This is a genomic window from Pedobacter sp. TM02 (assembly GCF_059705275.1).
On sequence record NZ_AP046530.1, the window covers coordinates 2,722,794 to 2,744,730 of the forward strand.

Annotated in this window: 23 protein-coding genes, 1 tRNA gene and 1 other RNA gene; 19 read left to right on the forward strand and 6 right to left on the reverse strand. The window is 44.3% G+C overall.

Features of this window, described 5'->3' with window-relative positions:
- Positions 1-7: 7 nt before the first annotated feature.
- Positions 8-157 carry an alpha/beta fold hydrolase gene (locus AC6H1S_RS11540; protein WP_497563707.1) on the forward strand — a complete coding sequence of 50 codons (150 nt, stop codon included), beginning with the start codon at positions 8-10 and terminating at the stop codon, positions 155-157.
- Positions 158-229: 72 nt separating this feature from the next.
- Here the strand turns inward: AC6H1S_RS11540 and AC6H1S_RS11545 are convergent.
- Positions 230-303, reverse strand: a tRNA-Ile gene (locus AC6H1S_RS11545).
- A gap of 67 nt (positions 304-370) precedes the next feature.
- Between AC6H1S_RS11545 and AC6H1S_RS11550 the strand changes: the two genes are divergently transcribed.
- Positions 371-1,006: an HAD family hydrolase gene (locus AC6H1S_RS11550; protein WP_497563708.1), complete on the forward strand. Its 636-nt coding sequence runs from the start codon at positions 371-373 to the stop codon at positions 1,004-1,006.
- Positions 1,007-1,034: 28 nt separating this feature from the next.
- Here AC6H1S_RS11550 and AC6H1S_RS11555 read toward each other — a convergent pair whose 3' ends face one another.
- Positions 1,035-2,294, reverse strand: coding sequence for a carboxypeptidase-like regulatory domain-containing protein (locus AC6H1S_RS11555; RefSeq protein ID WP_497563709.1), 1,260 nt, complete (start codon positions 2,292-2,294; stop codon positions 1,035-1,037).
- A gap of 63 nt (positions 2,295-2,357) precedes the next feature.
- Here AC6H1S_RS11555 and AC6H1S_RS11560 point away from each other — a divergent pair, with 63 nt between their 5' ends.
- The 4 genes from AC6H1S_RS11560 (at position 2,358) to AC6H1S_RS11575 (ending at position 5,846) form a co-directional block, all read left to right on the forward strand.
- Positions 2,358-2,675 (forward strand): Mpo1-like protein, encoded by a 318-nt coding sequence (locus tag AC6H1S_RS11560; protein ID WP_199141085.1) that lies wholly within the window; start codon positions 2,358-2,360, stop codon positions 2,673-2,675.
- A gap of 178 nt (positions 2,676-2,853) precedes the next feature.
- The gene (katG, locus tag AC6H1S_RS11565) at positions 2,854-5,058 is read left to right on the forward strand and encodes a catalase/peroxidase HPI (protein WP_497563710.1); all 2,205 of its coding nucleotides are present in this window, start codon (positions 2,854-2,856) and stop codon (positions 5,056-5,058) included.
- 141 nt (positions 5,059-5,199) lie between these two features.
- Complete coding sequence (locus AC6H1S_RS11570) at positions 5,200-5,349, forward strand: hypothetical protein (RefSeq protein WP_199141087.1); 150 nt, start codon at positions 5,200-5,202, stop codon at positions 5,347-5,349.
- Positions 5,350-5,453: 104 nt separating this feature from the next.
- Complete coding sequence (locus AC6H1S_RS11575; RefSeq protein WP_199141088.1) at positions 5,454-5,846, forward strand: GreA/GreB family elongation factor; 393 nt, start codon at positions 5,454-5,456, stop codon at positions 5,844-5,846.
- Between the two features lie 245 nt (positions 5,847-6,091).
- On the opposite strand, the gene AC6H1S_RS11580 is transcribed toward AC6H1S_RS11575, so the two are convergent.
- Positions 6,092-7,276 carry a proline dehydrogenase family protein gene (locus tag AC6H1S_RS11580; RefSeq protein WP_497563711.1) on the reverse strand — a complete coding sequence of 395 codons (1,185 nt, stop codon included), beginning with the start codon at positions 7,274-7,276 and terminating at the stop codon, positions 6,092-6,094.
- A 97-nt stretch (positions 7,277-7,373) separates the two neighbouring features.
- On the opposite strand from AC6H1S_RS11580, the gene AC6H1S_RS11585 reads away from it, so the two are divergent.
- The 10 genes from AC6H1S_RS11585 to AC6H1S_RS11630 all read left to right on the forward strand — a co-directional run bounded on the left by AC6H1S_RS11585 (position 7,374) and on the right by AC6H1S_RS11630 (position 16,290).
- The gene (locus AC6H1S_RS11585; RefSeq protein WP_199141090.1) at positions 7,374-7,580 is read left to right on the forward strand and encodes an RNA-binding S4 domain-containing protein; all 207 of its coding nucleotides are present in this window, start codon (positions 7,374-7,376) and stop codon (positions 7,578-7,580) included.
- Positions 7,580-8,638 carry a 3-dehydroquinate synthase gene (gene aroB / locus AC6H1S_RS11590; protein WP_497563712.1) on the forward strand — a complete coding sequence of 353 codons (1,059 nt, stop codon included), beginning with the start codon at positions 7,580-7,582 and terminating at the stop codon, positions 8,636-8,638. The genes AC6H1S_RS11585 and aroB overlap by 1 nt, the downstream gene beginning before the upstream one ends.
- Before the next feature lie 14 nt (positions 8,639-8,652).
- Positions 8,653-9,567, forward strand: coding sequence for a sterol desaturase family protein (locus AC6H1S_RS11595; RefSeq protein ID WP_199141092.1), 915 nt, complete (start codon positions 8,653-8,655; stop codon positions 9,565-9,567).
- Positions 9,568-9,669: 102 nt separating this feature from the next.
- On the forward strand, positions 9,670-10,272 hold the full coding sequence (locus AC6H1S_RS11600; protein WP_497563713.1) for a hypothetical protein: 603 nt from the start codon (positions 9,670-9,672) through the stop codon (positions 10,270-10,272).
- Positions 10,273-10,546: 274 nt separating this feature from the next.
- Positions 10,547-11,383, forward strand: coding sequence for a prephenate dehydratase (locus tag AC6H1S_RS11605; protein WP_199141094.1), 837 nt, complete (start codon positions 10,547-10,549; stop codon positions 11,381-11,383).
- A gap of 1 nt (position 11,384) precedes the next feature.
- Positions 11,385-11,768, forward strand: coding sequence for a nuclear transport factor 2 family protein (locus AC6H1S_RS11610; RefSeq protein ID WP_497563714.1), 384 nt, complete (start codon positions 11,385-11,387; stop codon positions 11,766-11,768).
- A gap of 56 nt (positions 11,769-11,824) precedes the next feature.
- A complete protein-coding gene (locus AC6H1S_RS11615; RefSeq protein WP_199141096.1) occupies positions 11,825-12,964 on the forward strand; it encodes a chorismate mutase in 1,140 nt (379 codons plus the stop codon).
- A 76-nt stretch (positions 12,965-13,040) separates the two neighbouring features.
- Positions 13,041-14,294, forward strand: a complete 1,254-nt coding sequence (gene aroA / locus AC6H1S_RS11620; RefSeq protein ID WP_497563715.1) for a 3-phosphoshikimate 1-carboxyvinyltransferase — start codon at positions 13,041-13,043, stop codon at positions 14,292-14,294.
- Positions 14,295-14,383: 89 nt separating this feature from the next.
- Positions 14,384-15,469, forward strand: a complete 1,086-nt coding sequence (aroC, locus tag AC6H1S_RS11625; protein WP_497563716.1) for a chorismate synthase — start codon at positions 14,384-14,386, stop codon at positions 15,467-15,469.
- Positions 15,470-15,684: 215 nt separating this feature from the next.
- Positions 15,685-16,290: a DUF1684 domain-containing protein gene (locus AC6H1S_RS11630; RefSeq protein WP_497563717.1), complete on the forward strand. Its 606-nt coding sequence runs from the start codon at positions 15,685-15,687 to the stop codon at positions 16,288-16,290.
- A 187-nt stretch (positions 16,291-16,477) separates the two neighbouring features.
- Here the strand turns inward: AC6H1S_RS11630 and AC6H1S_RS11635 are convergent, their stop codons facing one another.
- Positions 16,478-18,880: an alpha-ketoacid dehydrogenase subunit alpha/beta gene (locus tag AC6H1S_RS11635; RefSeq protein WP_497563718.1), complete on the reverse strand. Its 2,403-nt coding sequence runs from the start codon at positions 18,878-18,880 to the stop codon at positions 16,478-16,480.
- 163 nt (positions 18,881-19,043) lie between these two features.
- On the opposite strand from AC6H1S_RS11635, the gene AC6H1S_RS11640 reads away from it, so the two are divergent.
- A complete protein-coding gene (locus tag AC6H1S_RS11640) occupies positions 19,044-19,436 on the forward strand; it encodes a DUF1573 domain-containing protein (RefSeq protein WP_199141101.1) in 393 nt (130 codons plus the stop codon).
- 62 nt (positions 19,437-19,498) lie between these two features.
- On the forward strand, positions 19,499-20,698 hold the full coding sequence (locus AC6H1S_RS11645) for a pyridoxal phosphate-dependent aminotransferase (RefSeq protein ID WP_497563719.1): 1,200 nt from the start codon (positions 19,499-19,501) through the stop codon (positions 20,696-20,698).
- A gap of 145 nt (positions 20,699-20,843) precedes the next feature.
- Here AC6H1S_RS11645 and AC6H1S_RS11650 read toward each other — a convergent pair whose 3' ends face one another.
- The gene (locus tag AC6H1S_RS11650) at positions 20,844-21,158 is read right to left on the reverse strand and encodes a DUF3892 domain-containing protein (RefSeq protein ID WP_497563720.1); all 315 of its coding nucleotides are present in this window, start codon (positions 21,156-21,158) and stop codon (positions 20,844-20,846) included.
- Positions 21,159-21,164: 6 nt separating this feature from the next.
- Complete coding sequence (locus tag AC6H1S_RS11655) at positions 21,165-21,308, reverse strand: hypothetical protein (protein WP_497563721.1); 144 nt, start codon at positions 21,306-21,308, stop codon at positions 21,165-21,167.
- A 195-nt stretch (positions 21,309-21,503) separates the two neighbouring features.
- Between AC6H1S_RS11655 and ssrA the strand changes: the two genes are divergently transcribed.
- Positions 21,504-21,870, forward strand: a transfer-messenger RNA (tmRNA) gene (gene ssrA, locus AC6H1S_RS11660).
- The last annotated feature ends 67 nt before the right edge of the window (positions 21,871-21,937 follow it).

Genomic DNA, 21,937 nt, shown 5'->3' on the forward strand with positions numbered 1-21,937 from the left:
GCAAGCGATGACAATAGGCGTTTTTGTGGTAGACGATCATTACATGGTGATAGAAGGCATTCGTCACCAGATCATTCCCAACTCAACCCATTACGTACCTTTTGAACAACCAAACCAGCTTAATCAGCTCATCCTGGAATTTTTGGACATTCGTTAAAGAAAAGCAAGAATTAGCTTTGCAAAAAATAGCTGGATAAAAAAAAGCCACCCAAATGAATGGGTGGCTTTGTGGGCCCACCAGGACTTGAACCTGGGACCGACGGATTATGAGTCCGGCGCTCTAACCAACTGAGCTATAGGCCCTGAAAAACCAATTAGGTTTTGCGAGTGCAATGTTACATATTTGCAACGAATTTTGGAAACCCTTTTTATGGAAAATATAAAAAATATTATTTTCGATTATGGCAACGTAATCTTCGAAATCAACTTTAAACGTACCCAAAACGCACTCTTACAGCTCGGTATCCATAACACCGAACAATTTTTTGCCCACCAGAGCCACAACAGCCTTTTCGACGATTTTGAAGTAGCCGGCATTAGCCCCGATCAGTTTCGCGATGGCATCCGCGTGGCTGCAGGCAACCTGCACCTGAGCGACGCCCAAATTGACGAAGCCTGGAATAGCCTCTTGATCGGCGTTTCTGAAGGCAACCACCAGGTACTGCTCGATGTGAAGGAAAAATACCGTACCTTCTTATTGAGCAACAACAACGAAATCCACTATAACTGGATCATCAATTACCTGAGAAAGGAATTCGACATAGAGAATTATGATAATCATTTTGAAAAGGCCTATTTCTCGCAGCACATGAAACTACGCAAGCCCAACGTCAATATTTTTGAGCAGGTGATCAGAGAAAACAACCTCAATCCAAGCGAAACCCTGTTTATAGACGATAGTCCGCAACACATTGAAGGTGCCAAAAAAGCAGGCCTAAATACCCTGTTAATGGATGTGCATCCCGAAAAGCTACGTACGTTTTTGCAACAGCACGGAATTTTATAGCTAACCTGCCACCGCTAATGGCCAACTGCTATCCTCCCTTGTCCGGGTCATAATCCCAAGGCAAAAGCTGCGAAATCCGCCGATCAAACATATCATTGTACATGTATAAGCCAGTTTCAGGATAATAGCCCGTACGCTGAACATTAATCCCCTCATCCCCAACAAAATAAAAAATAGTAACAAGGCCTTTATTTCTCGCCTTAAAGTCTTTCATCTTCCATTTTTCCAAATTTTCTGGCGTAACCAACTTGTTATTCCGATCTAAAAACATCTGGTAATTTATCATCAGCGAATCTTTAGATTTAAAAGAAATGATATCCAGCTGCCTATTAAGCGAAGAATATTTTTTAATATTGGCCCTAACAGTATCCGCAGACAGTACATCTTCCTGCTTCATGATCATCTTGTAATAATTAGCTGTATCCCGTATTTTAAAAAGCTTGCCGATATCGTAAACTACGCTACTTTGAGTAACCGAGTTTTCTGTAAGTTTTTGCTGAATAATTTTTGATACTCTTTCCTTCTCCTTGTTTTGTATCGCTTTATAAACATAAACCACATATCCATTGCGAGTTAGGTCATTAGCGTGAAGCGCTCTCATAAAATGCATTTGCGAACCATAATAAGCCATATGCCTCCACATTACTACGGTCGCTTCTTTGTCTTTTGGACGGCTCATTTCTTCAAAAAATGCCGAATAGCTACATTCGAGCACATAAGTATTAAAGTCGTATTTAAAATTATCAAAATCTAGTTTTATACGATAGGCGGTTAATCGGTTTTCGATAATAAGCGGCGATTTTGCATAAACAGCCAACTGATTAGTAAGTTGATCAAAATAAAACACCAGTACTTCTGGATTTTTAATGGTACATCCAGCTACAAAGCTATGGCTGTTGCCCAGTAAAAGCTTACTGAATAAAGGGCCCCATTTATCGAAATTGCCGCTTTTGCTTTTTGTGGCCTTGATAACCACCTCATTTAAAGTATTGCTTTGCTGCTTTAGTTCAACTGCTAATTCATTGACACCCTGACTCTCTAAAATTATTGTGTTTTTATTATAGCCAATGTAAGAAAACACCAACTCTATTTTCCCGTTGAAAGGCACCGAAAATGCGAACTTGCCATCTTGGTCTGTGGCTGTTCCGAGCGTGCTGTTGTTTACATAAACATTAACTCCTTGCAAAGGCTTCTTGGTTTTTTCATCATTTACCTGGCCTTTAATCAAAGTCTGGGCTTGCACAGCCATAGAGGCAAAGAAGAGCAAAAAGAGTAAATATTTTTTCATAAATTTAGGAAAGCTTTTTTTCAGCTGCTTCAATATCGAAAATTAACCGCTAATTTTTAAGAGATGAACGAAAAAAGATTTACATCCCTAAAGGAATTTTACCCTTTTTACCTGAGCGAACACCAAAATTCGACCAGCCGCATCTTGCATTTTATCGGAACGGCATTGCTGATCCTGGCACTGATTGCAGCCGTATTATTCCACAATTGGCGCTTTTTGGTGGCCATTCCCTTTATCGGCTATGGCTTTGCCTGGGTGGGGCATTTTTTCTTCGAGAAGAATAAACCCGCCACTTTTAAATACCCTGGCTATAGTTTGATGAGTGATTTTTTGCTGTTCTGGGATTTGCTGAGCGGCCAACAACCATTTAAGGTTAAATAGCTTTTGCCTATACGCACATAGAGAAAAGCAGTTTGATAACGGGTACCATCCCGGCTATCTTTACCTCGGTTAACAAAGCAAAAAATAGCATTTAAAAGCTTTTGCAAGCTTTGCACCAAGCATTTGGAGACAAGTAGTTTACACAAAATAACTGTTCGATTATTAAAACGCATTAAACATGGAAAACAACGCTAACGAAGGCAGCAAATGCCCTTTTCACGGAGCAAATCAGCAAAATATAGGCGGTGGCGGCACCAGAAACCGCGACTGGTGGCCAAATCAGCTGAAACTGAATATTTTGAGGCAACACTCTACCTTGTCCGATCCAATGGACAAAGACTTTAACTATGCCGAGGCGTTTAAAAGCCTAGACCTCCAAGCGGTAAAAAAAGATCTTCATGCCTTGATGACCGACTCGCAGGAATGGTGGCCAGCCGATTTTGGCCATTACGGCCCGTTATTTATCAGAATGGCTTGGCATAGCGCAGGCACCTATCGCGTGGGCGATGGCCGTGGTGGCGCAGGAGCCGGACAGCAACGTTTTGCCCCTTTAAACAGCTGGCCAGACAATGTGAGCTTGGACAAGGCCAGGAGATTACTTTGGCCAATTAAACAAAAATATGGCCGTAAAATATCTTGGGCCGATTTGTTGATCTTAACCGGCAACGTGGCCCTCGAATCGATGGGCTTTAAAACCTTTGGCTTTGCTGGCGGACGCGAAGATGTTTGGGAATCGCAGGAAGATGTATTTTGGGGCAATGAAACCACCTGGCTTGGCGACAACAAAAGGTATAGTGGCGATCGCAACCTCGAAGATCCGCTTGGCGCCGTACAGATGGGATTGATTTATGTAAACCCCGAAGGTCCGGCAGGAAACCCAGACCCGATTGCCGCTGCCCGCGACATCAGAGAAACCTTTGCCCGCATGGCCATGAACGATGAAGAAACCGTTGCGCTGATTGCCGGCGGACATACTTTTGGTAAAACACATGGAGCAGGTCCGGCAACCCACGTTGGCAAAGAACCAGAAGCAGCCAACCTAGAAAGCCAAGGCTTGGGTTGGGCCAGTACTTTCGGCACGGGCGTAGGCAAAGATGCCATTACCAGTGGCTTGGAAGTGACCTGGACAACCACCCCTACCCAATGGAGCAACAATTTCTTCGAAAACCTGTTTAACTTTGAATGGGAGCTTTCTAAAAGTCCGGCCGGCGCACACCAGTGGGTAGCCAAAAATGCCAGCCCAATTATCCCTGATGCTTTCGACGCCTCGAAAAAACAGCTGCCAACCATGTTAACCACAGACCTTTCGTTAAGGTTCGACCCAGCTTATGAAAAAATTTCAAGACGCTTCTTCGAAAATCCAGATGAGTTTGCCGATGCCTTTGCCCGTGCCTGGTTTAAACTTACCCATCGCGATATGGGGCCGGTATCGCGCTATTTAGGTCCAGAGGTACCCAGCGAAGAACTCATTTGGCAAGACCCAATTCCGGCAGTAGATCATGTATTGATCGATGGCAACGACAGCATCGCCTTAAAATCGAAAATATTAGATTCGGGTCTATCAATTCCAGAACTGGTATCAACAGCCTGGGCTTCGGCCTCTACTTTCCGCGGTTCAGATAAACGTGGTGGGGCAAACGGGGCACGCATCCGTCTTGCGCCTCAAAAATACTGGCTGGTTAATAACCCTACCCAACTAGCGAAGGTATTGGATAAGCTTACAGCCATCCAAAACGAGTTTAATGCCGCAGCAAATGGAGGCAAAAAAGTATCGCTTGCCGATTTGATTGTCCTGGCTGGATGTGCGGGGGTAGAAAAGGCGGCCAAAGATGCAGGCCATGCCATTGAAGTACCTTTTACGCCTGGCCGTACAGATGCCTCGCAAGAACAGACCGATATTGATTCTTTTGCGTTCCTAGAGCCAGGTGCCGATGGTTTCCGAAACTACAGGAAAACGAAATATCCGGTTTCGACAGAGGCTTTGCTCATCGACAAGGCACAATTATTAACGCTTACTGCGCCTGAGCTAACCGTATTGCTCGGGGGATTGCGCGTATTAGGCACCAATTTCGATGGTAGCCAACTTGGCGTTTTCACCAAGCGCAAACATGTACTGACCAACGATTTCTTCATCAACCTGCTCGATATGGAAACAGCCTGGAAAGCCATAAGCGACGACCAGGAGCTTTTTGAAGGCCGCAACCGCAACACCGGCGAAACTCAATGGACCGCTACCCGCGCCGATTTGGTATTTGGCTCGAATGCAGAATTGAGGGCAGTGGCCGAAGTTTATGGCAGTGCCGATGCGCAGCAAAAATTCGTAACCGATTTTGTAGCCGCCTGGAACAAAGTGATGAACCTCGACCGGTTCGATCTGGCCTAGCTAACAACTTCGTACTTCAGCATAGCCAAAGCCCACATTTGCACGCCAAATGTGGGCTTTGGCTTTTTAAGCAGCATCCGTCGTTTGTAAAGTTTCTTCCTTTTTTTGCTTTTCACAAATAACAAAGCCATATTTGTAGCCATGAGCAAAAGGAACATACTTCAAACGATTGTCCGCCTCTTCAATCCGAAGAGCGGAACGCGTATGCCTATTGCCGTTTATCAATTGCCTTTTGCCAGCATTTCATTGAAGCCCATCGCCCTTAACCAGCGTAAAGACTTCATTCAATAAACCCCGGATCCTACAGCTTTTTCTTGATTTCGGGGGATAACCACCTCTTATTTTAATGCCATGCCTTTGCATTGGGCCATCCATTCACTTTAATTTATCTTAAGATGAACACCAAATCCATTTTATTGTCTAAAAGCGACTACAAATTTCTGAGCGAACACTTAGAAAAAGCCATCATGAGCGACTACAACAAACAGCGCCTGAGGGAAGAAATCAAAAATGCCAAAATATTCGATGATGAGCAGTTGCCTGCCGACGTAGTTTCCTTATACACAGAGACTAAGATTGAAAGCACTGATAATGGTCAGGAATTTGTCTTTAAATTGGTTTTGCCCAAAGATGCCGATATCAAACAGCAAAAAGTATCTATCTTTGCCCCCATCAGCATAGCTTTGCTGGGCTACCAAACCGGCGATTTGATCAATTGGGAAATGCCCGACGGCATTAAGGCCTACAAAATCATTTCAGTTCGGAAGCTGGCCACCAACGAATTATAGGGTATTAACGAACCTGCTTTATTGCATATGAAACCAGAAAGCAAAGAAAAAATAAAAAAATGGGCCAAAAGATTTGGTTTCTGGGGCTTTATTTTCTTTCTAGCCAAGGGTTTGGCCTGGCTTGCCCTTGGCTATTTTGTATTGAAATAGCTGGCCTGCTTATCATTTGTAACAACCAATAATAAACGATTAACCGATTTGGACCATGGACTGTTAACTATAGGCTATCGACCATAGACTAACCGCTAAATCCTCCTCCTCGCCTTTTCCTTGCTAATGAGGCCCAATTCCCTTCCGGTTTGCCCGGCAACAGAAGTATTTTCCTGCGCTCTCCTGAACAGATAAGGCATTACCGCTTTGATTGGCCCGTATGGCACATATTTGGCTACGTTATAGCCGGCATCAGAAAGGTTAAAGCTCAGGTTATCGCTCATGCCCAGCAACTGGGCAAAAAAAGCATGCGGGTGGTTATGCGGAATCTGCTTTTCGTCCATCAGTTCGGTGAGCAAACGGCTGCTTTCTTCGTTGTGCGTACCACAAACGAAACCAATCTGGTCGATATGTGCTACACAGAACCTCAGCGATTCGTCATAATCATGATCGGTACTGGCTTTATCAGGCTGTATAGGCGATGGATAGCCCATCTCGGCTGCACGCTTGCGCTCTTTTTCCATGTAGGCTCCACGTACCATTTTAACGCCCAGGATAAACCCGGTTTCTTTGGCAATCAGGTAATCAGCCTGCAAATCGGCCAATTTATCATGCCTATACATTTGGTAGGTATTGTAAACAATCAGCTTTTGCTGGTTAAACTTGGTCATCATTTCCAAGGCCAGCATATCGATGGTATCTTGGATCCAGGTCTCTTCGGCATCGATCATTACCGGCACCTGTTTATCGTAAGCCGTTTGGCAGATCTTTTCGCAACGCTTTCTAACGCGATCAAATTCGGTCGTTTCTTCAGCGGTTAAAGTTTGCTTGGCATCGAGTTTTTCCAACAAGGCAAAACGGCCGATTCCGGTTACCTTGAATACGGTAATCGGGATGCGCGGATCGCCATCAGCCCTTAAAATGGTGCGGATAATTTCCTCACAGGTAAAATCAAATACTTCTTCTTCCTCCTCGCCTTCTACCGAATAATCCAAAATGGTACCCACCTTGCCCAAATGCAATTGCTCAATGGTATGCTCGCAATCCTGAATAGTTTCTCCGCCACAAAACTGCTTAAATATGGTTGCTTTGATGGCTCCTTTGATCGGAAAGCCAATATTGAGCATGAAGTTGGTAATGGGAGGGCCAATTTTGGTGAGGAAGTTGTTGCCGATGATCTTGAACAACCAATAGGCTTGATTAAGTTCGGCATTGGATTTATTGCGGAAAGCGATTTCTGTATTGTCAAAATTGATTTTTCTTGCGGGGTGTGTTTCCATTGAAGTGTATTTTACTTGGTCAGACGAGTGCAAAAATATAAATAACAATGATTCTTTAGCTAAAACACTCTGCAAATAATTGTAAATTTGCAGCGCAATGATAAAATTCAAACTAGAAGGCGAATTCATTCCGCTAATAGCCCTTTTAAAGGCTGTTTCGCTGGTTCAAAGTGGCGGCGAGGCACAAATGGTAGTGGAAGACGGCCTGGTCAAGTACAATGGTACGGTAGACCGCCGCAAACGACTAAAAGTTCGCCAAGGCGACAAGGTAGAATTTATGGGCAAAACAATTGAAGTCGAATAATGAAAACGATCAACAGCGACGGACATTCCATTTATTTCGAATCAGGCCTTGCCCCTTTAAAAGAGCTTTTGGCGCAACGCAACTATAGCAAGGTTTTTGTTTTCGCCGATAGCCACACTTCCGAACTTTGCCTGCCTTTGTTTAGGGAGTATTTAGATGAACTGGAAGATTTCGACATCATTGAAACCGATCCGGGCGAAGAAAACAAAAACATCGATTTTTGCATCGGCATTTGGAAAACGCTTTTGGATTTCGGTGCCGACCGCAAATGCCTGATGATTAACCTGGGTGGTGGCGTGATTACCGACATGGGTGGCTTTATTGCCTCGACCTATAAAAGAGGGATCGATTTCATCAATATTCCTACCACCCTGCTCTCGCAGGTTGATGCTTCTGTAGGTGGCAAGACCGGTATCGACATCGACAACGTAAAAAACATGGTAGGCACTTTTGCTTTGCCACAGGCTGTTTTTATCGAAAATGCCTTTTTGCAAACCCTTTCTACAAGAGAAATGCTTTCGGGCTTTGCAGAAATGATCAAACACGGATTGATCGCAGATGCAGCCTACTACCAGGCGCTTAAAAACCTAGCTTACCAGACCGTTTCATCAGACGACATTTACCGTTCGGTAGAAATTAAGCACGAGGTAGTTACCGCCGATCCTTTTGAAAAAGGCTTGCGCAAAATATTGAATTATGGCCACACCATCGGCCACGCTGTTGAAAGCTATGCCCTAACCAACGACAAAAAACCGTTAACGCATGGCGAAGCTATTGCCATTGGCATGATTTGCGAAGCATTTCTTTCGGCCAAGTACTGCAACCTCGGTCAAGGAGAACTCAATGACATCAGCAACTATATCGTAAGCATCTACCCTAAATACCAGATCAAGGAAGACAGTTTTGCACAGCTGATCGAGCTGATGCAAAGCGACAAAAAAAACGAAGAAGGCTTTATCCTGTTCTCTCTGCTTGATAAAATTGGCCAATGTACCTACAATTGCAAGGTTACGGATGCCGATATCCTGGAAAGCTTAAATTATTACAATTCATTATAAGTTAAGAACAACGTATGACATTTACCGGCAGCGATATTTCTGTAGGCACTTTATTTGGAGGGGTAATTGTTTTGACCTTGGTCGAAATGTATTTCAGCTATGCCCACGACCGTAAGCTGTATACCAAAAAAGATACCTTAAACAATATCTACCTCATGTTGGCAGCGGTTCTGGTTAACCTGACCATGAAAACGGCTACCTTTTTTCTGTTGCAGTATTGCTACGAAAACTACCGCTTGTTCCAGATCGAAAATGTTTGGCTGTACTGGATCGTGCTGATCCTGGCGCAGGACTTTTTATACTGGTTTCTGCATACCGTGGGCCATTACGTACGCTTTTTCTGGGCCATGCACGTTACCCACCATTCCTCAGAATATTTCAACCTTACTACAGGCTTCCGCTCAACGGTTTTTGAACCTTTGTACAGGGTGTTTTTCTACCTGCCTCTAGCCTTTATGGGCTTCAATGCACTAGATGTGCTTTTTGCCTATTTGGTAACCCAAATTTATGGCAACATTGTGCACACCCAAACCGTGGGCAAGCTCCACCCTATTATCGAGTATATTTTCGTTACCCCATCGCACCACCGGGTGCACCATGCCAGCAACGTACGCTATTTGGACAAAAACATGGGCATGGTGCTTATTCTATGGGACAGGTGGTTCGGCACTTTTCAGGCAGAAGTACCGCAGGAAGAAATCAAATACGGCTTAACCAAGCAACCCGACGATTCGAAGTTCAGCAACATCGTTTTCCACGAGTGGATTGCCTTGGCACAGGATGTGAAAAAAGCACCTACTTTTTGGGACAAGGTGAAATATGTATTCAACCCTCCGGGATGGAGCCACGATGGCAGTACCCAAATTGCCAAGGTGATGCAAAGAGAGCTGAGAGAGGCCGAGCAACGGGCAAAGAAAGAAAGCGTTTAGTCGATAATACTTCCCTTTTAATGGTGTAGGTTTTTATGGGTATAGACCATTGTCGTTGGGCTGTTGTCTATAAAACACTATATTGTACCAAATTAAACGCCCATGAAAACATTTGCCCTGTTAATCTTCCAATTGTTTCTTTTAGCTAGGCTTACCGCTGCCCAGCAAAGCGAAAACATTAAATATTTCGACACTAAAAACAGGCCCATCACCGAGAAAAAATTTAAAGAGCGTCGGGCTACCAATCAAGTATTGGACATTGTTGGCGATTCTACAAACCATCGCAAACTCATTGAAAGGGAGGAAAATGGACAATTTGCAGACTATGCCAAACTGGTTTCAGCCATAGAAAAAGCAAGTGGCAAAAAAATAGACACCGAAAAACCCCTGGTTATTATTTATTATCCCGGAAAAGATAAGTGCAACGAAACGATTTCGCTTTCAAAATCCACTTCCTATTACCGCAGCCTGCAAAAGCAATTAGATGCCCATCTCATTTTTGTGTACAAAGACTTCGATAGTTCGACCGGCAACATTCCAGACAAATGGATCAAAGACCCTGAAGCGCTGGTAGAAAAATCATTCTTTAAATACCATTACCCCTGCCAAAGTTTCGTAGCCATATCCAAAACCGGAAAGTACAGCAGCTATTTTGGCGAGTTCCCTCTTTCCTTTGTTGAAAAAGCGGTAAAAGCGGTGCAATAAGCTCATCTTCTGACCTTCTTGAAAAAGGCTTCACAAACAACAAAATTTAATTTTGTTCAAATTATTTTCACTTCGCTCTTGACAAATTAAATTCGGGTGTGTACATTTGACACCATAAAGCAAAAAATGAATTTAACTACTACATATTGGTTCGGCTACTTTTACTACTTTAGTAAGAGCCGGGACTAGTATGCAAAAAATAGCACAAGAATATTTGTATATAAAAAGTCCCGGCATACCGCCGGGACTTTTTTGTTTTAACGCAAAAACGTCAATGAAAACACCAAAAACAAAGGTAGCCATCCAAGGTATCAAGGCATCGTTCCACGAAGAGGCCGCATTCAAATTCTTCGGCAGAGACATCGAAACCATCGAGTGCAACTCTTTTAAGCAAACTTGCGAGAGCTTGGAAAAAGGCGAAGCTGATTATGTGATCATGGCCATCGAAAACTCTATTGCCGGTAGCTTATTGCCTAACTATACCTTGATCAGAGAATATAATTTTGCCGTAACCGGCGAAGTTTACCTGCCTATTCAGCTCCATCTGATGGCCTTGCCCGGTGTTAAGTTCGAAGACGTTAAATTTGCTACTTCCCATCCTATTGCCATCAGGCAATGTGTTGACTTTTTTGACGATTTCCCAGCCATTCAGGTCATTGAAAGCAATGATACCGCCGCCTGTGCCAAGAAAATCAGGGACGAGCAACTGAAAGATACCGTAGCTATTGCCAACACCCTGGCTGCCGAATTATATGGACTCAATATCATCGAACGCCGCATCGAATCAAACAAAAAGAACTTTACGCGTTTCCTCATCCTGAAAAAAGACAAGACAGAGGACATCAAGGAAATCAACAAAGCTTCCATCTGTTTTCAGGTAGGCAACCATGTAGGTGCTTTGGCCAAAGTGCTCAACCTTTTTGCCGAGCTCAACGTAAACTTGACCAAAATACAATCTATGCCGGTGCTGGGCAAAAGAAACGAGTATTATTTTTACGTAGACATGGAGTGGACCAACATGGAAAACTACGATACTGCCATTAGAAAGGCCCTCAAATACACCGTAAACTTCAACATCATGGGCGAGTACCAAAAAAACGACAAGGTATAAAATGGAAACGCAACGTCAGCATATCATCGAAAACTATATCAAAGCTTACAACAGCTTCGACACCAAAGGTATATTAACCGATCTAGCATCGACAATTGTCTTTAACAACTTTAGCAACGGAGAACTTACCTTGAGTTTAAATGGTGTTGACGAATTTGAAAAACAGGCGCAACTGGCCACCACCCTCTTTAGCGAACGGAAACAACAAATTATGGAGCTTGCAGAAGAAGGTGAAACCATAAAAGCGGAGATCCAATACGATGCCGTTTTGGCACAGGATCTTGCTGAAACTTTAAAAAAAGGCGACAGTTTGAGTTTGAAAGGAAAATCGGTCTTCCATTTTAACAACGACAATCAAATCGTTAAAATAGAGGACTTTAGTTAAGCATTAAAATAGTATTAAATTAAAAAGAATCATAAAACCCCAATAACCCCCGAAAAATGAAATTACAATTAAACATCCAACCTCTGAACAGCTGGATCAGCGTAAAAAACGAACCTTTACTAATCTCTGGACCATGCAGTGCAGAAACTGAAGAGCAATTGCTATCTACCGCGCACTTGTTGGCCGCAACGGGCAAAGTAAGCGTGTTGAGAGCAGGTATCTGGAAGCCACGTACCCGTCCGGGAGAATTTGAAGGCATCGGCAGCATTGGTTTGGAATGGCTGAAACGCGCCAAAGCAGAAACCGGCCTGCCTACAGCCGTTGAGGTAGCCAATGCCAAGCACGTGGAAGAGGCTTTGGCCGCTGGCGTTGATATCTTATGGATTGGTGCCCGTTCAACCGTAAATCCGTTCACCGTACAGGAAATTGCCGATGCCTTGCAAGGTGTTGACATCCCGGTATTGGTTAAAAATCCGGTTAACCCTGATTTGCAATTATGGATTGGGGCTTTAGAGCGCATCAACAAAGCCGGAATCACTAAATTGGGTGCCATTCACCGTGGTTTCTCTTCTTTCGAGAAAAGTGCCTTCCGCAACGAACCGATGTGGGAAATGGCCATCCAACTGAAAACCTTGTGCCCTGAATTGCCGATCATCAACGATCCGAGCCACATTTGCGGCAACCGCGACTTGATTTCTTACGTAGCGCAAAAAGCATTGGATTTGGATATGCAAGGCTTGATGATCGAATCGCACATCGATCCTTCGGTAGCTTGGACCGATGCCAAACAACAAGTAACTCCAGCGGCACTAGCCGATATCGTTAACAATTTCACCCTACGCAAACCCGAATCGAAAAACGAAGATTTTACGGATAAATTAGCCGATTTGAGAGCCCAAATTGATAAAATTGATGATTTGGTATTCCAAAAACTGGCCGAACGCATGGGCATTACCCAAAAAATCGGCGAATACAAAAGAGATAACGGCGTAACCATTCTACAGGTAAACCGTTGGGACGAAATCATGAAAAAACGTACTGCTTTTGCCAAAGCCCTGAAACTGGACTTGAATTTTACCGAAAAATTATTGGAATTGATCCACGGCGAATCGATCCGCAAACAAACCGAAATCATGAATGCAGGCAAAGCCGAAGAAGGAATTGCAGCCGAAGCCCACGCCGAAGCCAAAGCATAATATAACCAATCGTCATCCCGAGACAAGCTCGGGGTGACGATTTTGGATAATAGCCCACCTCATTCAACCCCAAAAAATGTCTAAAAACCTATTGCTTTCTTTCGAAGGGAACAAACAAATCAATACCGAAATCAGGCTAACCGGCTCTAAAAGCGAGTGCAACAGGGCATTGATCATTTCGGCACTGAGCAAGGGAACCGTTGGCGTAGAGAATCTTTCTGTAGCGGCCGACACGGTGACTTTGGATGCCAAATTAAAAGCTATCGCCGAAAATAAAAATGAAACACTCACTGTCGACATCGGCCCTGCAGGTACAGCCATGCGTTTTTTAACAGCTTTTTTGAGCCTACAATCGGGTAATTTTCTATTGACAGGAACCGAACGCATGAAACAAAGGCCAATCGGCATTTTGGTTGAGGCGCTCCAAAGCATCGGCGCCAAAATCAGCTATGCCGAAAACGAAGGCTTCCCTCCCCTGCATATTGGAGGTCCTTTTGAACAAAGCCAAGCCAGTGTAAAAATCAAAGGCGACATCAGCAGCCAATACATTTCTGCCCTGCTCATGATTGCTCCTTGCCTACCCCAGGGCCTTAGCCTGGAAATAGAGGGCGAACTCACTTCCAAGCCCTATGTGGAAATGACCTTAGCCATGTTAGAACAGGCAGGCATTGTACATGGATGGCAAGAAAATGTAATCAGCATTGCACCGCAACAGTTCAAACCTGCCAAGCTTTATGTAGAACCCGATTGGAGCGCAGCCTCTTACTGGTATGCCATTGCGGCATTGGCCGACGAAGCCGAAATCTTTCTGCCGGGCCTAAACGGCTACAGCTTGCAGGGTGATAGCAAAATCACCGAAATTATGGCCAACTTTGGCATTACTTCGCAGTTTAAAAACGGTGGGGTATTGCTCAAAAAAGAACCTAAACCAATAGAACGCAAAATCTTCGACATGAAGGAATGTCCCGATTTGGCGCAGACTGTAGTGGTTATCTGTGCCGCTTTGGGCCACGATGCGACGTTTACGGGTCTGGAGACCCTCAAAATTAAGGAAACCAACCGCGTGTTAGCGCTACAAACCGAGTTGGCCAAGATCGGTGTAAAATTTATCGAGAAAAACTTCAGCTATAAGTTAGATTGCTCGGGGCTTCATTTCCCCGATAAAATCAGCATCAGCACTTACGAAGATCACCGCATGGCCATGGCTTTTGCTCCTTTGGCTCTCAAAATCGCCAATGTTGAAATTGAAGACGAACACGTGGTTGACAAATCTTATCCTTATTTTTGGAAAGACTTGGCGAAGGCTGGTTTTAATATGGGTACAGCGTAATGCGATTTGCGTAAGGCGCTTAAATTAAAATATAAAATTGTATTCGATGAGAGCTCAATACTCAATACTCAATACTCAATACTAGAAAAATGGCAGGAAACTCATTCGGAAAGTTATTCAAGATTACTACTTTTGGCGAATCGCATGGCGTGGCTATTGGCGTAATTATCGATGGTTGTCCGGCAGGATTAACCATAGATCTTGATTTTGTGCAATCGGAATTGGATAAACGCAGGCCTGGACAATCGAAAATCACCACGCAACGCAAGGAAAGCGATAGTGTGCAGGTGCTTTCGGGTATTTTTGAAGGCAAGAGTACCGGAACACCGATCAGCCTGTTGATTCCTAACGAAGACCAGCGTTCGAAAGACTACGAGCACAACAAAGATGTTTACCGTCCTTCGCATGCCGATTATACCTACGATGCCAAATATGGCTTCCGCGATCACAGGGGCGGTGGCCGTTCTTCGGCACGCGAAACCGCTGCCCGCGTAGCTGCCGGAGCTATTGCCAAATTGTTGTTGAAACATTTTGGGGTCGAGATTTTTGGACATGTAACGGCCGTTGGACAAATCAATGCGCCAAATTTCAATTCCAATAACCTAACCGAAGCACTCGCCACTCGCGAAGAAAATATTGTTCGCTGTGCCGATCCGGCCACAGCCAAAGAAATGATCGATTTTATCGACTCGGTACGCAAAGATGGCGATACTGTTGGTGGTAAGGTGGGTTGCATAATTAAAAACTGTCCGGTTGGCTTAGGTGAACCTGTTTTTGATAAGCTCCATGCCGATTTAGGCAAGGCCATGCTCAGTATCAATGCCGTACATGGGTTCGAATATGGATCAGGCTTTGCAGGCAGCGAAATGCGCGGATCTGAACACAATGATATTTTTATAGCTGGCGAAAAACCTTCTACACTAACCAACTTCTCTGGAGGCATTCAAGGTGGCATCAGTAATGGTATGGACATCAATTTTACGGTTGCCTTTAAGCCCGTAGCTACGATTATGCACAACCAACAAACGGTTAATGCCGCTGGCGAAGCGGCCGAGATTAAAGGCATGGGCCGCCATGACCCTTGCGTGGTGCCCAGGGCGGTAATTATTGTAGAAGCCATGGCCGCTTTGGTGCTGGCCGATCATTTGTTGAGGCAAAGAAGCGCGAAGTTATAGTTTTTTGATAGATTGGCCATAGTCCATCAATCGTCATGACGAGGAGGAACGGCTAGCCACGGGTAATCATATGCGATAGCCTAAAAGGGCCTGGATTTGATCCGGGCTTTTTTTGCATATAGCTCTGTTTAATTGCAAGGATTAGCTAACCCTCTTTCTTTTCGGTTAACCCTGATGTCAATTGCATTCATGAACAATAAACCTATATTTGGCTTATGAAATATCTTTTTTTCTTCCTGCTCCTAATTAGTGTGGCAGCCAATGCCCAAAATTATCAGCAAACCATAGCACAGCATCGCGAAGCCTACAAAGCCGATTTTCTGAAGGAAGAACGTTCGCCATTAAAAGAAGCCGACCTCGTTAACCTCGATTTCTTTAAGCCCGACAGCAACTACCGGGTACAAGGCAAAGTTTCTCTGCTCAATAACCAGAAAGCTTTCAAAATGCCAACCTATGCAGGCACCACAGCCGATTATATTCGCTATGCAAAAGTAGATTTTAAGTTAAACGGTCAGGCGCTGACCCTCACTTTATACCGTAGCATTGCCTTGTTGCAGCATCCCCAATATAAAGACCTTTTGTTTCTGCCTTTTACCGACGAAACCAACAACAAAAGTACTTATGGGGGTGGCCGTTACATCGATCTGGATCTAAAAACCATTAAAAACGGCCAAATCGAGATCGATTTTAACAAAGCTTACAATCCTTACTGCGCCTATAGCTCGGGCTACCGATGCCCTATTCCGCCCGAAGAAAACGATTTGGCCATAGCCATCGAAGCCGGCGAAAAATTGTACAAGGGCGAGAAGAAACATCCTTAGGAGTTATGGGTTGTGGGTTACGAGTTGCGAGTTGCGAGCTACGAGTTGTAGGTTACGAGTTGTAGGTTTTCAGTTATCGAATTAAGGACAACAGAGTAGTTGGTAGCTAGTATATACAGTAGTAGGTAAGCCTATTTCCTATCACCCGTTAACTACAACCTAACCAACAAACCACCTAAACACCTAACTAAAACAGCTTAGGAAACTTATCCGGATTGCTTTCGTGCATGATTTCGTAAACCGCTTCCATCACGTCGTCGGTTGATGGTTTGCTAAAGTAATCGCCATCAGAGCCATAAGGCGGACGATGGGCCTTAGCCGTTAGGGTTTTTGGTTGGGCATCTAGCTTATAATAGCCTTTTTGTTCTTCTAAAATCTGCTGCATAATAAATGCCGTTGCGCCTCCCGGAACATCTTCGTCTATCACTAGCAATTTATTGGTTTTTTGCAACGATTTGGCACAAACCTGATCGGTATCGAACGGTAAAAGGGTTTGCGGATCAATAATTTCAATCGAAATACCCATTTGCTCCAGTTCTTCGGCAGCTTCCTCTACGATACGCAAGGTAGAACCATAAGTTACCACGGTTAAATCGGTTCCTTCTCTCAAAATCTCGGCCTTGCCCAAAGGAACGGTAAAACTGCCCACATTTTCGGGCAATTTCTCTTTTAAACGGTAGCCGTTGAGGCATTCGATCACCAAAGCAGGCTCGTCTGACCTGAATAAAGTATTGTACATGCCTGCCGCCTGGGTCATGTTGCGCGGTACGCAAATGTGCATGCCTCTCAAAGAGCCCAAAATCATAGCCATCGGCGAACCTGAGTGCCAAACCCCCTCTAAACGGTGTCCGCGAGTACGCACAATTACCGGCGCTTTTTGTCCAGCCTTGGTACGGTAAGATAAGCTGGCCAAATCATCGCTCAATACGTTGAGGGCAAACAGCAAATAATCCAAATATTGGATTTCGGCAATCGGCCTTAAGCCACGCATGGCCAAACCTATGCCCTGGCCCGCAATGGTCATTTCCCTGATGCCCGTATCGGTTACGCGCAATTCGCCATATTTGGCCTGCAAACCGGCAAAGCCCTGGTTTACATCGCCGATGTTACCCAAATCTTCGCCAAAAGCTACTAAACGTGGGTCTCTGGCAAAATTAGAATCGAAGCAGGCATTCAATACCTCCCTGCCATCGATCATTTTGCTGTTTTCGGTATAAACGGCCTCCACAACTTCTACCGCAAAAGGACTTTCCTTGCCATCGGTAAATAGTTTTGAGCTGTATTTTTCTTCGTTAACGCCAGCCTGTTCCTGGTACCATTTTACCAGTACATCACGCGCTGGCGAGGGTGAATGGACGCTCTGACGAATGGCTTTTCTGGCGGCATTCATCACTTCCCTTCTCAATGCATCGGGTGTAGAAGCCAATTGCGAAGCGATTTTAGCAAGCACCGAATTGCCATTGGCCAAAGCATTAATCATGTTGATTACTTGAGCTTGCTCTTCCTTAATGCTTTCCAAAAACTCGTTCCAGGCTTCTTTTTGCACTTCGCGAACATGTTTTTTGGCTTCGTCTTCCAATTGGATCAGCTCTTCGTCGGTAGCAATTGCCGATTCGATCATCCAATTGCGCATCTGCACAATACAATCGTGCTCTTTTTCCCACGCTAACCTGTCTTTGTCTTTATAACGTTCGTGCGAGCCCGAAGTAGAGTGCCCTTGCGGCTGGGTCACCTCTGTAACGTGTATCAAAACCGGTACATGCTCGGTACGGCATACTTCAATCGCTTTTTGATAAGTTTCGCATAAAGCGGGATAATCCCATCCTTTTACCTTGAATATTTCGTAGCCGTTGGTGCCTTCTTCGCGCTGAAATCCTTTTAGGATCTCGGAAATATCTTCTTTAGTGGTTTGATATTTGGCCGGAACCGAAATCCCATAAGCATCGTCCCAAACCGAAATGGCCATAGGCACCTGCAAAACACCCGCAGCATTGATGGCTTCAAAAAATACGCCTTCCGAAGTCGATGCGTTGCCGATGGTTCCGAAAGCCACTTCGTTGCCGTTTACCGAGAAGTTCTTAAGGTAATCGAGTTCAGGATTTTGCCTAAACAGCTTGGAAGCATAAGCCAAGCCCACCAAACGGGCCATTTGTCCGCCGGTTGGCGCAATATCAGACGAGCAGTTCTTTACCTGCGTAAGGTCTTTCCAAGAACCGTCTTCGTTTAGCGAACGTGTAGCAAAGTGGCAGTTCATTTGTCGGCCGGCCGAAGAAGGATCAGCTTCGACACTTGGATTTGCATACAGTTGCGCAAAAAATTCTTTCAATGTGGCAATACCCGTAGCAAAGGCAAAAGTTTGGTCGCGGTAATAACCCGAACGCCAGTCGCCATTTTTGAAGGCCTTGGCCATAGCCAATTGAGGCACCTCCTTGCCGTCGCCGAAAATACCAAACTTGGCCTTACCAGTTAACACTTCCTTTCGACCCAGCAAACTCGCCTGGCGGCTCTCTACTGCTATCCTATAGTCGTTGATTACTATGGTTTTAAAGTCGTCGAAACTCAATTCTGAAGCATCAATCTGATTGGTCATTAGCTTGCTATTTGACATCATAAGCGGTATTGGTTAGGGCACAAAGATACGATTCTTTCTAAATAGCGCCGAATACTCCAATGTAATTTAAATGGTAGAATAGTTTGGAATAGTTTTTGTATTAAGCTTTAAAACAATTAAATTTGTTTAAACCCGAAGAAAGATGAAAAATTTAATTTTGTTATTTACGTTGATGCTGGGCGTAGGATTTGCCACCAAGGCACAGACCAAGCCTGCAGAGTTTAAGTTCGAAACCGAAACCCATGATTTTGGGAAAGTAGTCTTGAACAAACCGGTTAGCTTTACCTTCAATTTTACCAATGAAGGCGATGCACCGCTGATCATCTCGAAAGTGGAAACCACTTGTGGCTGTACCGTTTCAGAATATACCCAAACTCCTGTCAAAAAAGGCGAAAAAGGCTTTGTAAAAGTAACTTTAACCCCTGCAGGATCACCACTTCCTTTCAATAAAGCCATCACCCTGACTTCAAATGCCAGGACAACCACCAAGGTCCTTTATATCAAAGGCGAATCGGTCAATGGATCGACCAAGTAAAATTCTTGAAGATATTTAAACAAAAACCCCGTTAATCCAACGGGGTTTTTTATTTTTGTGCCATGCCAAAAATATCAGAAAAAGGGCTCCAAATGCCCGCTTCCCCTATTAGAAAACTCACTCCTTTTGCCGACAAGGCCAAGGCGGCGGGTAAAAAAGTTTACCATTTAAACATTGGTCAGCCAGATATTGCTACACCAGAAGGCATGCTTAATGCCGTAAAGAACATAGATTTTAATGTTTGGGCCTATACCCCATCTGAAGGTACCTTAGCCTATAGGACCAAACTCACCGAATATTACAACAAATTGGGCTACAACATTAAGCCCGAAAACATTTTGGTAACCGTTGGCGGTTCGGAAGCCATTACCATTGCCATGCAGACCTGCGTAAACGAAGGCGATGAAATCATTATCCCTGAGCCTTTTTACGCCAATTACAATGGTTTTGCCTGTATGAGCAACGTGGTAGTTAAGCCCATCCTTTCGTACATCGAAAATGGTTTTGCGTTGCCTCCCATTGCCGAGTTCGAGAAGCTGATTACGCCAAAAACCAAAGCCATCATCATCTGCAACCCGAATAATCCAACTGGTTATCTGTATTCGAAAGAAGAATTGGAGGCCTTAAAAGCCTTGTGCCTGAAATACGATTTGTTCTTGTTTTCTGACGAGGCTTACCGCGAATTCTGCTATGATGGACGCGAGTTTATTTCGCCGATGCACCTGGATGGCTTGGACGAAAACGTAGTGGTTATGGACACCGTATCTAAACGCTACAGTGCCTGCGGTGCCCGTTTGGGTTGCTTGATCACCAAAAATGCCGCAGTTATTGCTTCGGGATTGAAGTTTGCACAGGCCCGTTTAAGCCCGGGTATGGTGGAACAGATTGCCGGAACTGCCGCTGTAGACACGCCAGACAGTTATTTTGAAGAAGTAAATAAGGAATATACCTTGCGCAGAGATACTTTGGTTAACCGGTTAAACAGCATGGAAGGCGTTTTCTGCCCTAATCCGGGTGGCGCTTTTTATGTAGTAGCCAAACTGCCTATCGACGACGCAGATGCTTTCTGCCAATGGATGCTGGAAAGCTTTGCGCATAACAATTCCACAGTAATGATGGCGCCGGCAACAGGCTTCTATTCAAGCCCAAGCACAGGCAAGAACGAAGTAAGGATGGCTTATGTATTGAATACTGCCGACCTCAATGCCGCCATGGATTGCCTGGAAAAAGCTTTAACAGAATATCCCGGAAGAACACTTTAGTGGATGGTTTAGTGCATGGGTGGTTTGCGAACCAAGAACATGCAACCCGAACCTATTCCGACACAATACAAATAAAAAGCCTCCCAAAATTGGGAGGCTTTTTGATGAAAACCCGGTAAAGCCCACAATTTCTTGCCTTTAAAAATTACCTCAGCTCGTCTATCAAAAGCAAATGGCCTAAATTGTCGCTGGCCGTCTTATCTGCATCGGTACGCAGGTAACTAACGTTGTTCACCACTATTTTTCCAATTTCGGCTCCATTGTGCCAATTTCCGTCCGTGTAACGATATACAGCAGTTTGGTACACATGACCTTTTGCCATATTGCTAATCACATCATCTTTGCTTAAAATATTGCCTTTGTACAATCTTCCAGAACCATTAGGCAAATGGGCTAACACATGCGTGATGTGTGAACCATTTGTGGCATATCGAACGGCTGTTACGTAATACTTACTCATACATTTTTAATCTTTGGGTTTATGTTTGTGTGGCTTTAATGGAGGATATTTCTCCTTTTTCTCGGGGGTAACCCGGCGTCTTTTGTCCAGGTCTCCATCCTCTTTTTTAGGTTTTGGTCCGGGTTTAATTGCTTCAATTTTTTCCATCATATGCATTAGGTTTAAATACCTACAAACATAACCGAGAAACATTTCATCTTTTTACTGGTTTCCGTAAGACTGTTTTTCTAAGGCCATTCAATAAAAAAAGCCTGCCAACAGCTTAGTTTGGCATTTATTTTGTATCTTTGTTATCCAGTTCTACTTGTTGTGAAGCAACAAGCCCGGAATTGGAAACTTACAGATGGGGCCGTTTTGGATTTGACAGGGTGGCGCTGAGTATGTAAGCATGCAGTGCGTTGTACGGAGAGCACTTAAAAGATAACGTTCAAACAATAATTGGCGAAAATAACTACGCCTTAGCTGCCTAATTTAGAATTACGCAAGCTTTTGTCCCTCTAGTTGCCGCATTGTTAGGCTAGAAACCGGGGCATCGAAATAACGACGCTAGCTGTTGCATGGTGCGCTGCAATGGCGAAACAAAGTACCTAAGGAGCAAGACAAGGTCGGTTTCCAGCCCGTCTACTCCCTACAATGAATTGGAAAATAAGCATGTAGAAGGCATAATTTAGAACACAACTGGACAAGGGTTCGAACCCCTTCGGCTCCACAAAGCTTCTCATTTTCATGAGAAGCTTTTTTTATGGAAAATGTTTTGTGTAGTGGGTTTAGATTCCGGA

Bases quoted from the DNA above. Each gene is read 5' to 3' on its own strand.
- AC6H1S_RS11540 (WP_497563707.1), top strand. From the start codon at position 8: ATGACAATAGGCGTTTTTGTGGTAGACGATCATTACATGGTGATAGAA.
- katG (WP_497563710.1), top strand. From the start codon at position 2,854: ATGGAAAACAACGCTAACGAAGGCAGCAAATGCCCTTTTCACGGAGCA.
- AC6H1S_RS11650 (WP_497563720.1), bottom strand. From the start codon at position 21,158: ATGAGTAAGTATTACGTAACAGCCGTTCGATATGCCACAAATGGTTCA.
- AC6H1S_RS11555 (WP_497563709.1), bottom strand. From the start codon at position 2,294: ATGAAAAAATATTTACTCTTTTTGCTCTTCTTTGCCTCTATGGCTGTG.
- AC6H1S_RS11570 (WP_199141087.1), top strand. From the start codon at position 5,200: ATGAGCAAAAGGAACATACTTCAAACGATTGTCCGCCTCTTCAATCCG.
- aroB (WP_497563712.1), top strand. From the start codon at position 7,580: ATGAAAACGATCAACAGCGACGGACATTCCATTTATTTCGAATCAGGC.
- AC6H1S_RS11550 (WP_497563708.1), top strand. From the start codon at position 371: ATGGAAAATATAAAAAATATTATTTTCGATTATGGCAACGTAATCTTC.
- AC6H1S_RS11605 (WP_199141094.1), top strand. From the start codon at position 10,547: ATGAAAACACCAAAAACAAAGGTAGCCATCCAAGGTATCAAGGCATCG.
- AC6H1S_RS11580 (WP_497563711.1), bottom strand. From the start codon at position 7,276: ATGGAAACACACCCCGCAAGAAAAATCAATTTTGACAATACAGAAATC.
- AC6H1S_RS11560 (WP_199141085.1), top strand. From the start codon at position 2,358: ATGAACGAAAAAAGATTTACATCCCTAAAGGAATTTTACCCTTTTTAC.
- aroA (WP_497563715.1), top strand. From the start codon at position 13,041: ATGTCTAAAAACCTATTGCTTTCTTTCGAAGGGAACAAACAAATCAAT.
- AC6H1S_RS11595 (WP_199141092.1), top strand. From the start codon at position 8,653: ATGACATTTACCGGCAGCGATATTTCTGTAGGCACTTTATTTGGAGGG.
- aroC (WP_497563716.1), top strand. From the start codon at position 14,384: ATGGCAGGAAACTCATTCGGAAAGTTATTCAAGATTACTACTTTTGGC.
- AC6H1S_RS11610 (WP_497563714.1), top strand. From the start codon at position 11,385: ATGGAAACGCAACGTCAGCATATCATCGAAAACTATATCAAAGCTTAC.
- AC6H1S_RS11615 (WP_199141096.1), top strand. From the start codon at position 11,825: ATGAAATTACAATTAAACATCCAACCTCTGAACAGCTGGATCAGCGTA.
- AC6H1S_RS11585 (WP_199141090.1), top strand. From the start codon at position 7,374: ATGATAAAATTCAAACTAGAAGGCGAATTCATTCCGCTAATAGCCCTT.
- AC6H1S_RS11600 (WP_497563713.1), top strand. From the start codon at position 9,670: ATGAAAACATTTGCCCTGTTAATCTTCCAATTGTTTCTTTTAGCTAGG.
- AC6H1S_RS11645 (WP_497563719.1), top strand. From the start codon at position 19,499: ATGCCAAAAATATCAGAAAAAGGGCTCCAAATGCCCGCTTCCCCTATT.
- AC6H1S_RS11630 (WP_497563717.1), top strand. From the start codon at position 15,685: ATGAAATATCTTTTTTTCTTCCTGCTCCTAATTAGTGTGGCAGCCAAT.
- AC6H1S_RS11575 (WP_199141088.1), top strand. From the start codon at position 5,454: ATGAACACCAAATCCATTTTATTGTCTAAAAGCGACTACAAATTTCTG.
- AC6H1S_RS11640 (WP_199141101.1), top strand. From the start codon at position 19,044: ATGAAAAATTTAATTTTGTTATTTACGTTGATGCTGGGCGTAGGATTT.
- AC6H1S_RS11655 (WP_497563721.1), bottom strand. From the start codon at position 21,308: ATGATGGAAAAAATTGAAGCAATTAAACCCGGACCAAAACCTAAAAAA.
- AC6H1S_RS11635 (WP_497563718.1), bottom strand. From the start codon at position 18,880: ATGACCAATCAGATTGATGCTTCAGAATTGAGTTTCGACGACTTTAAA.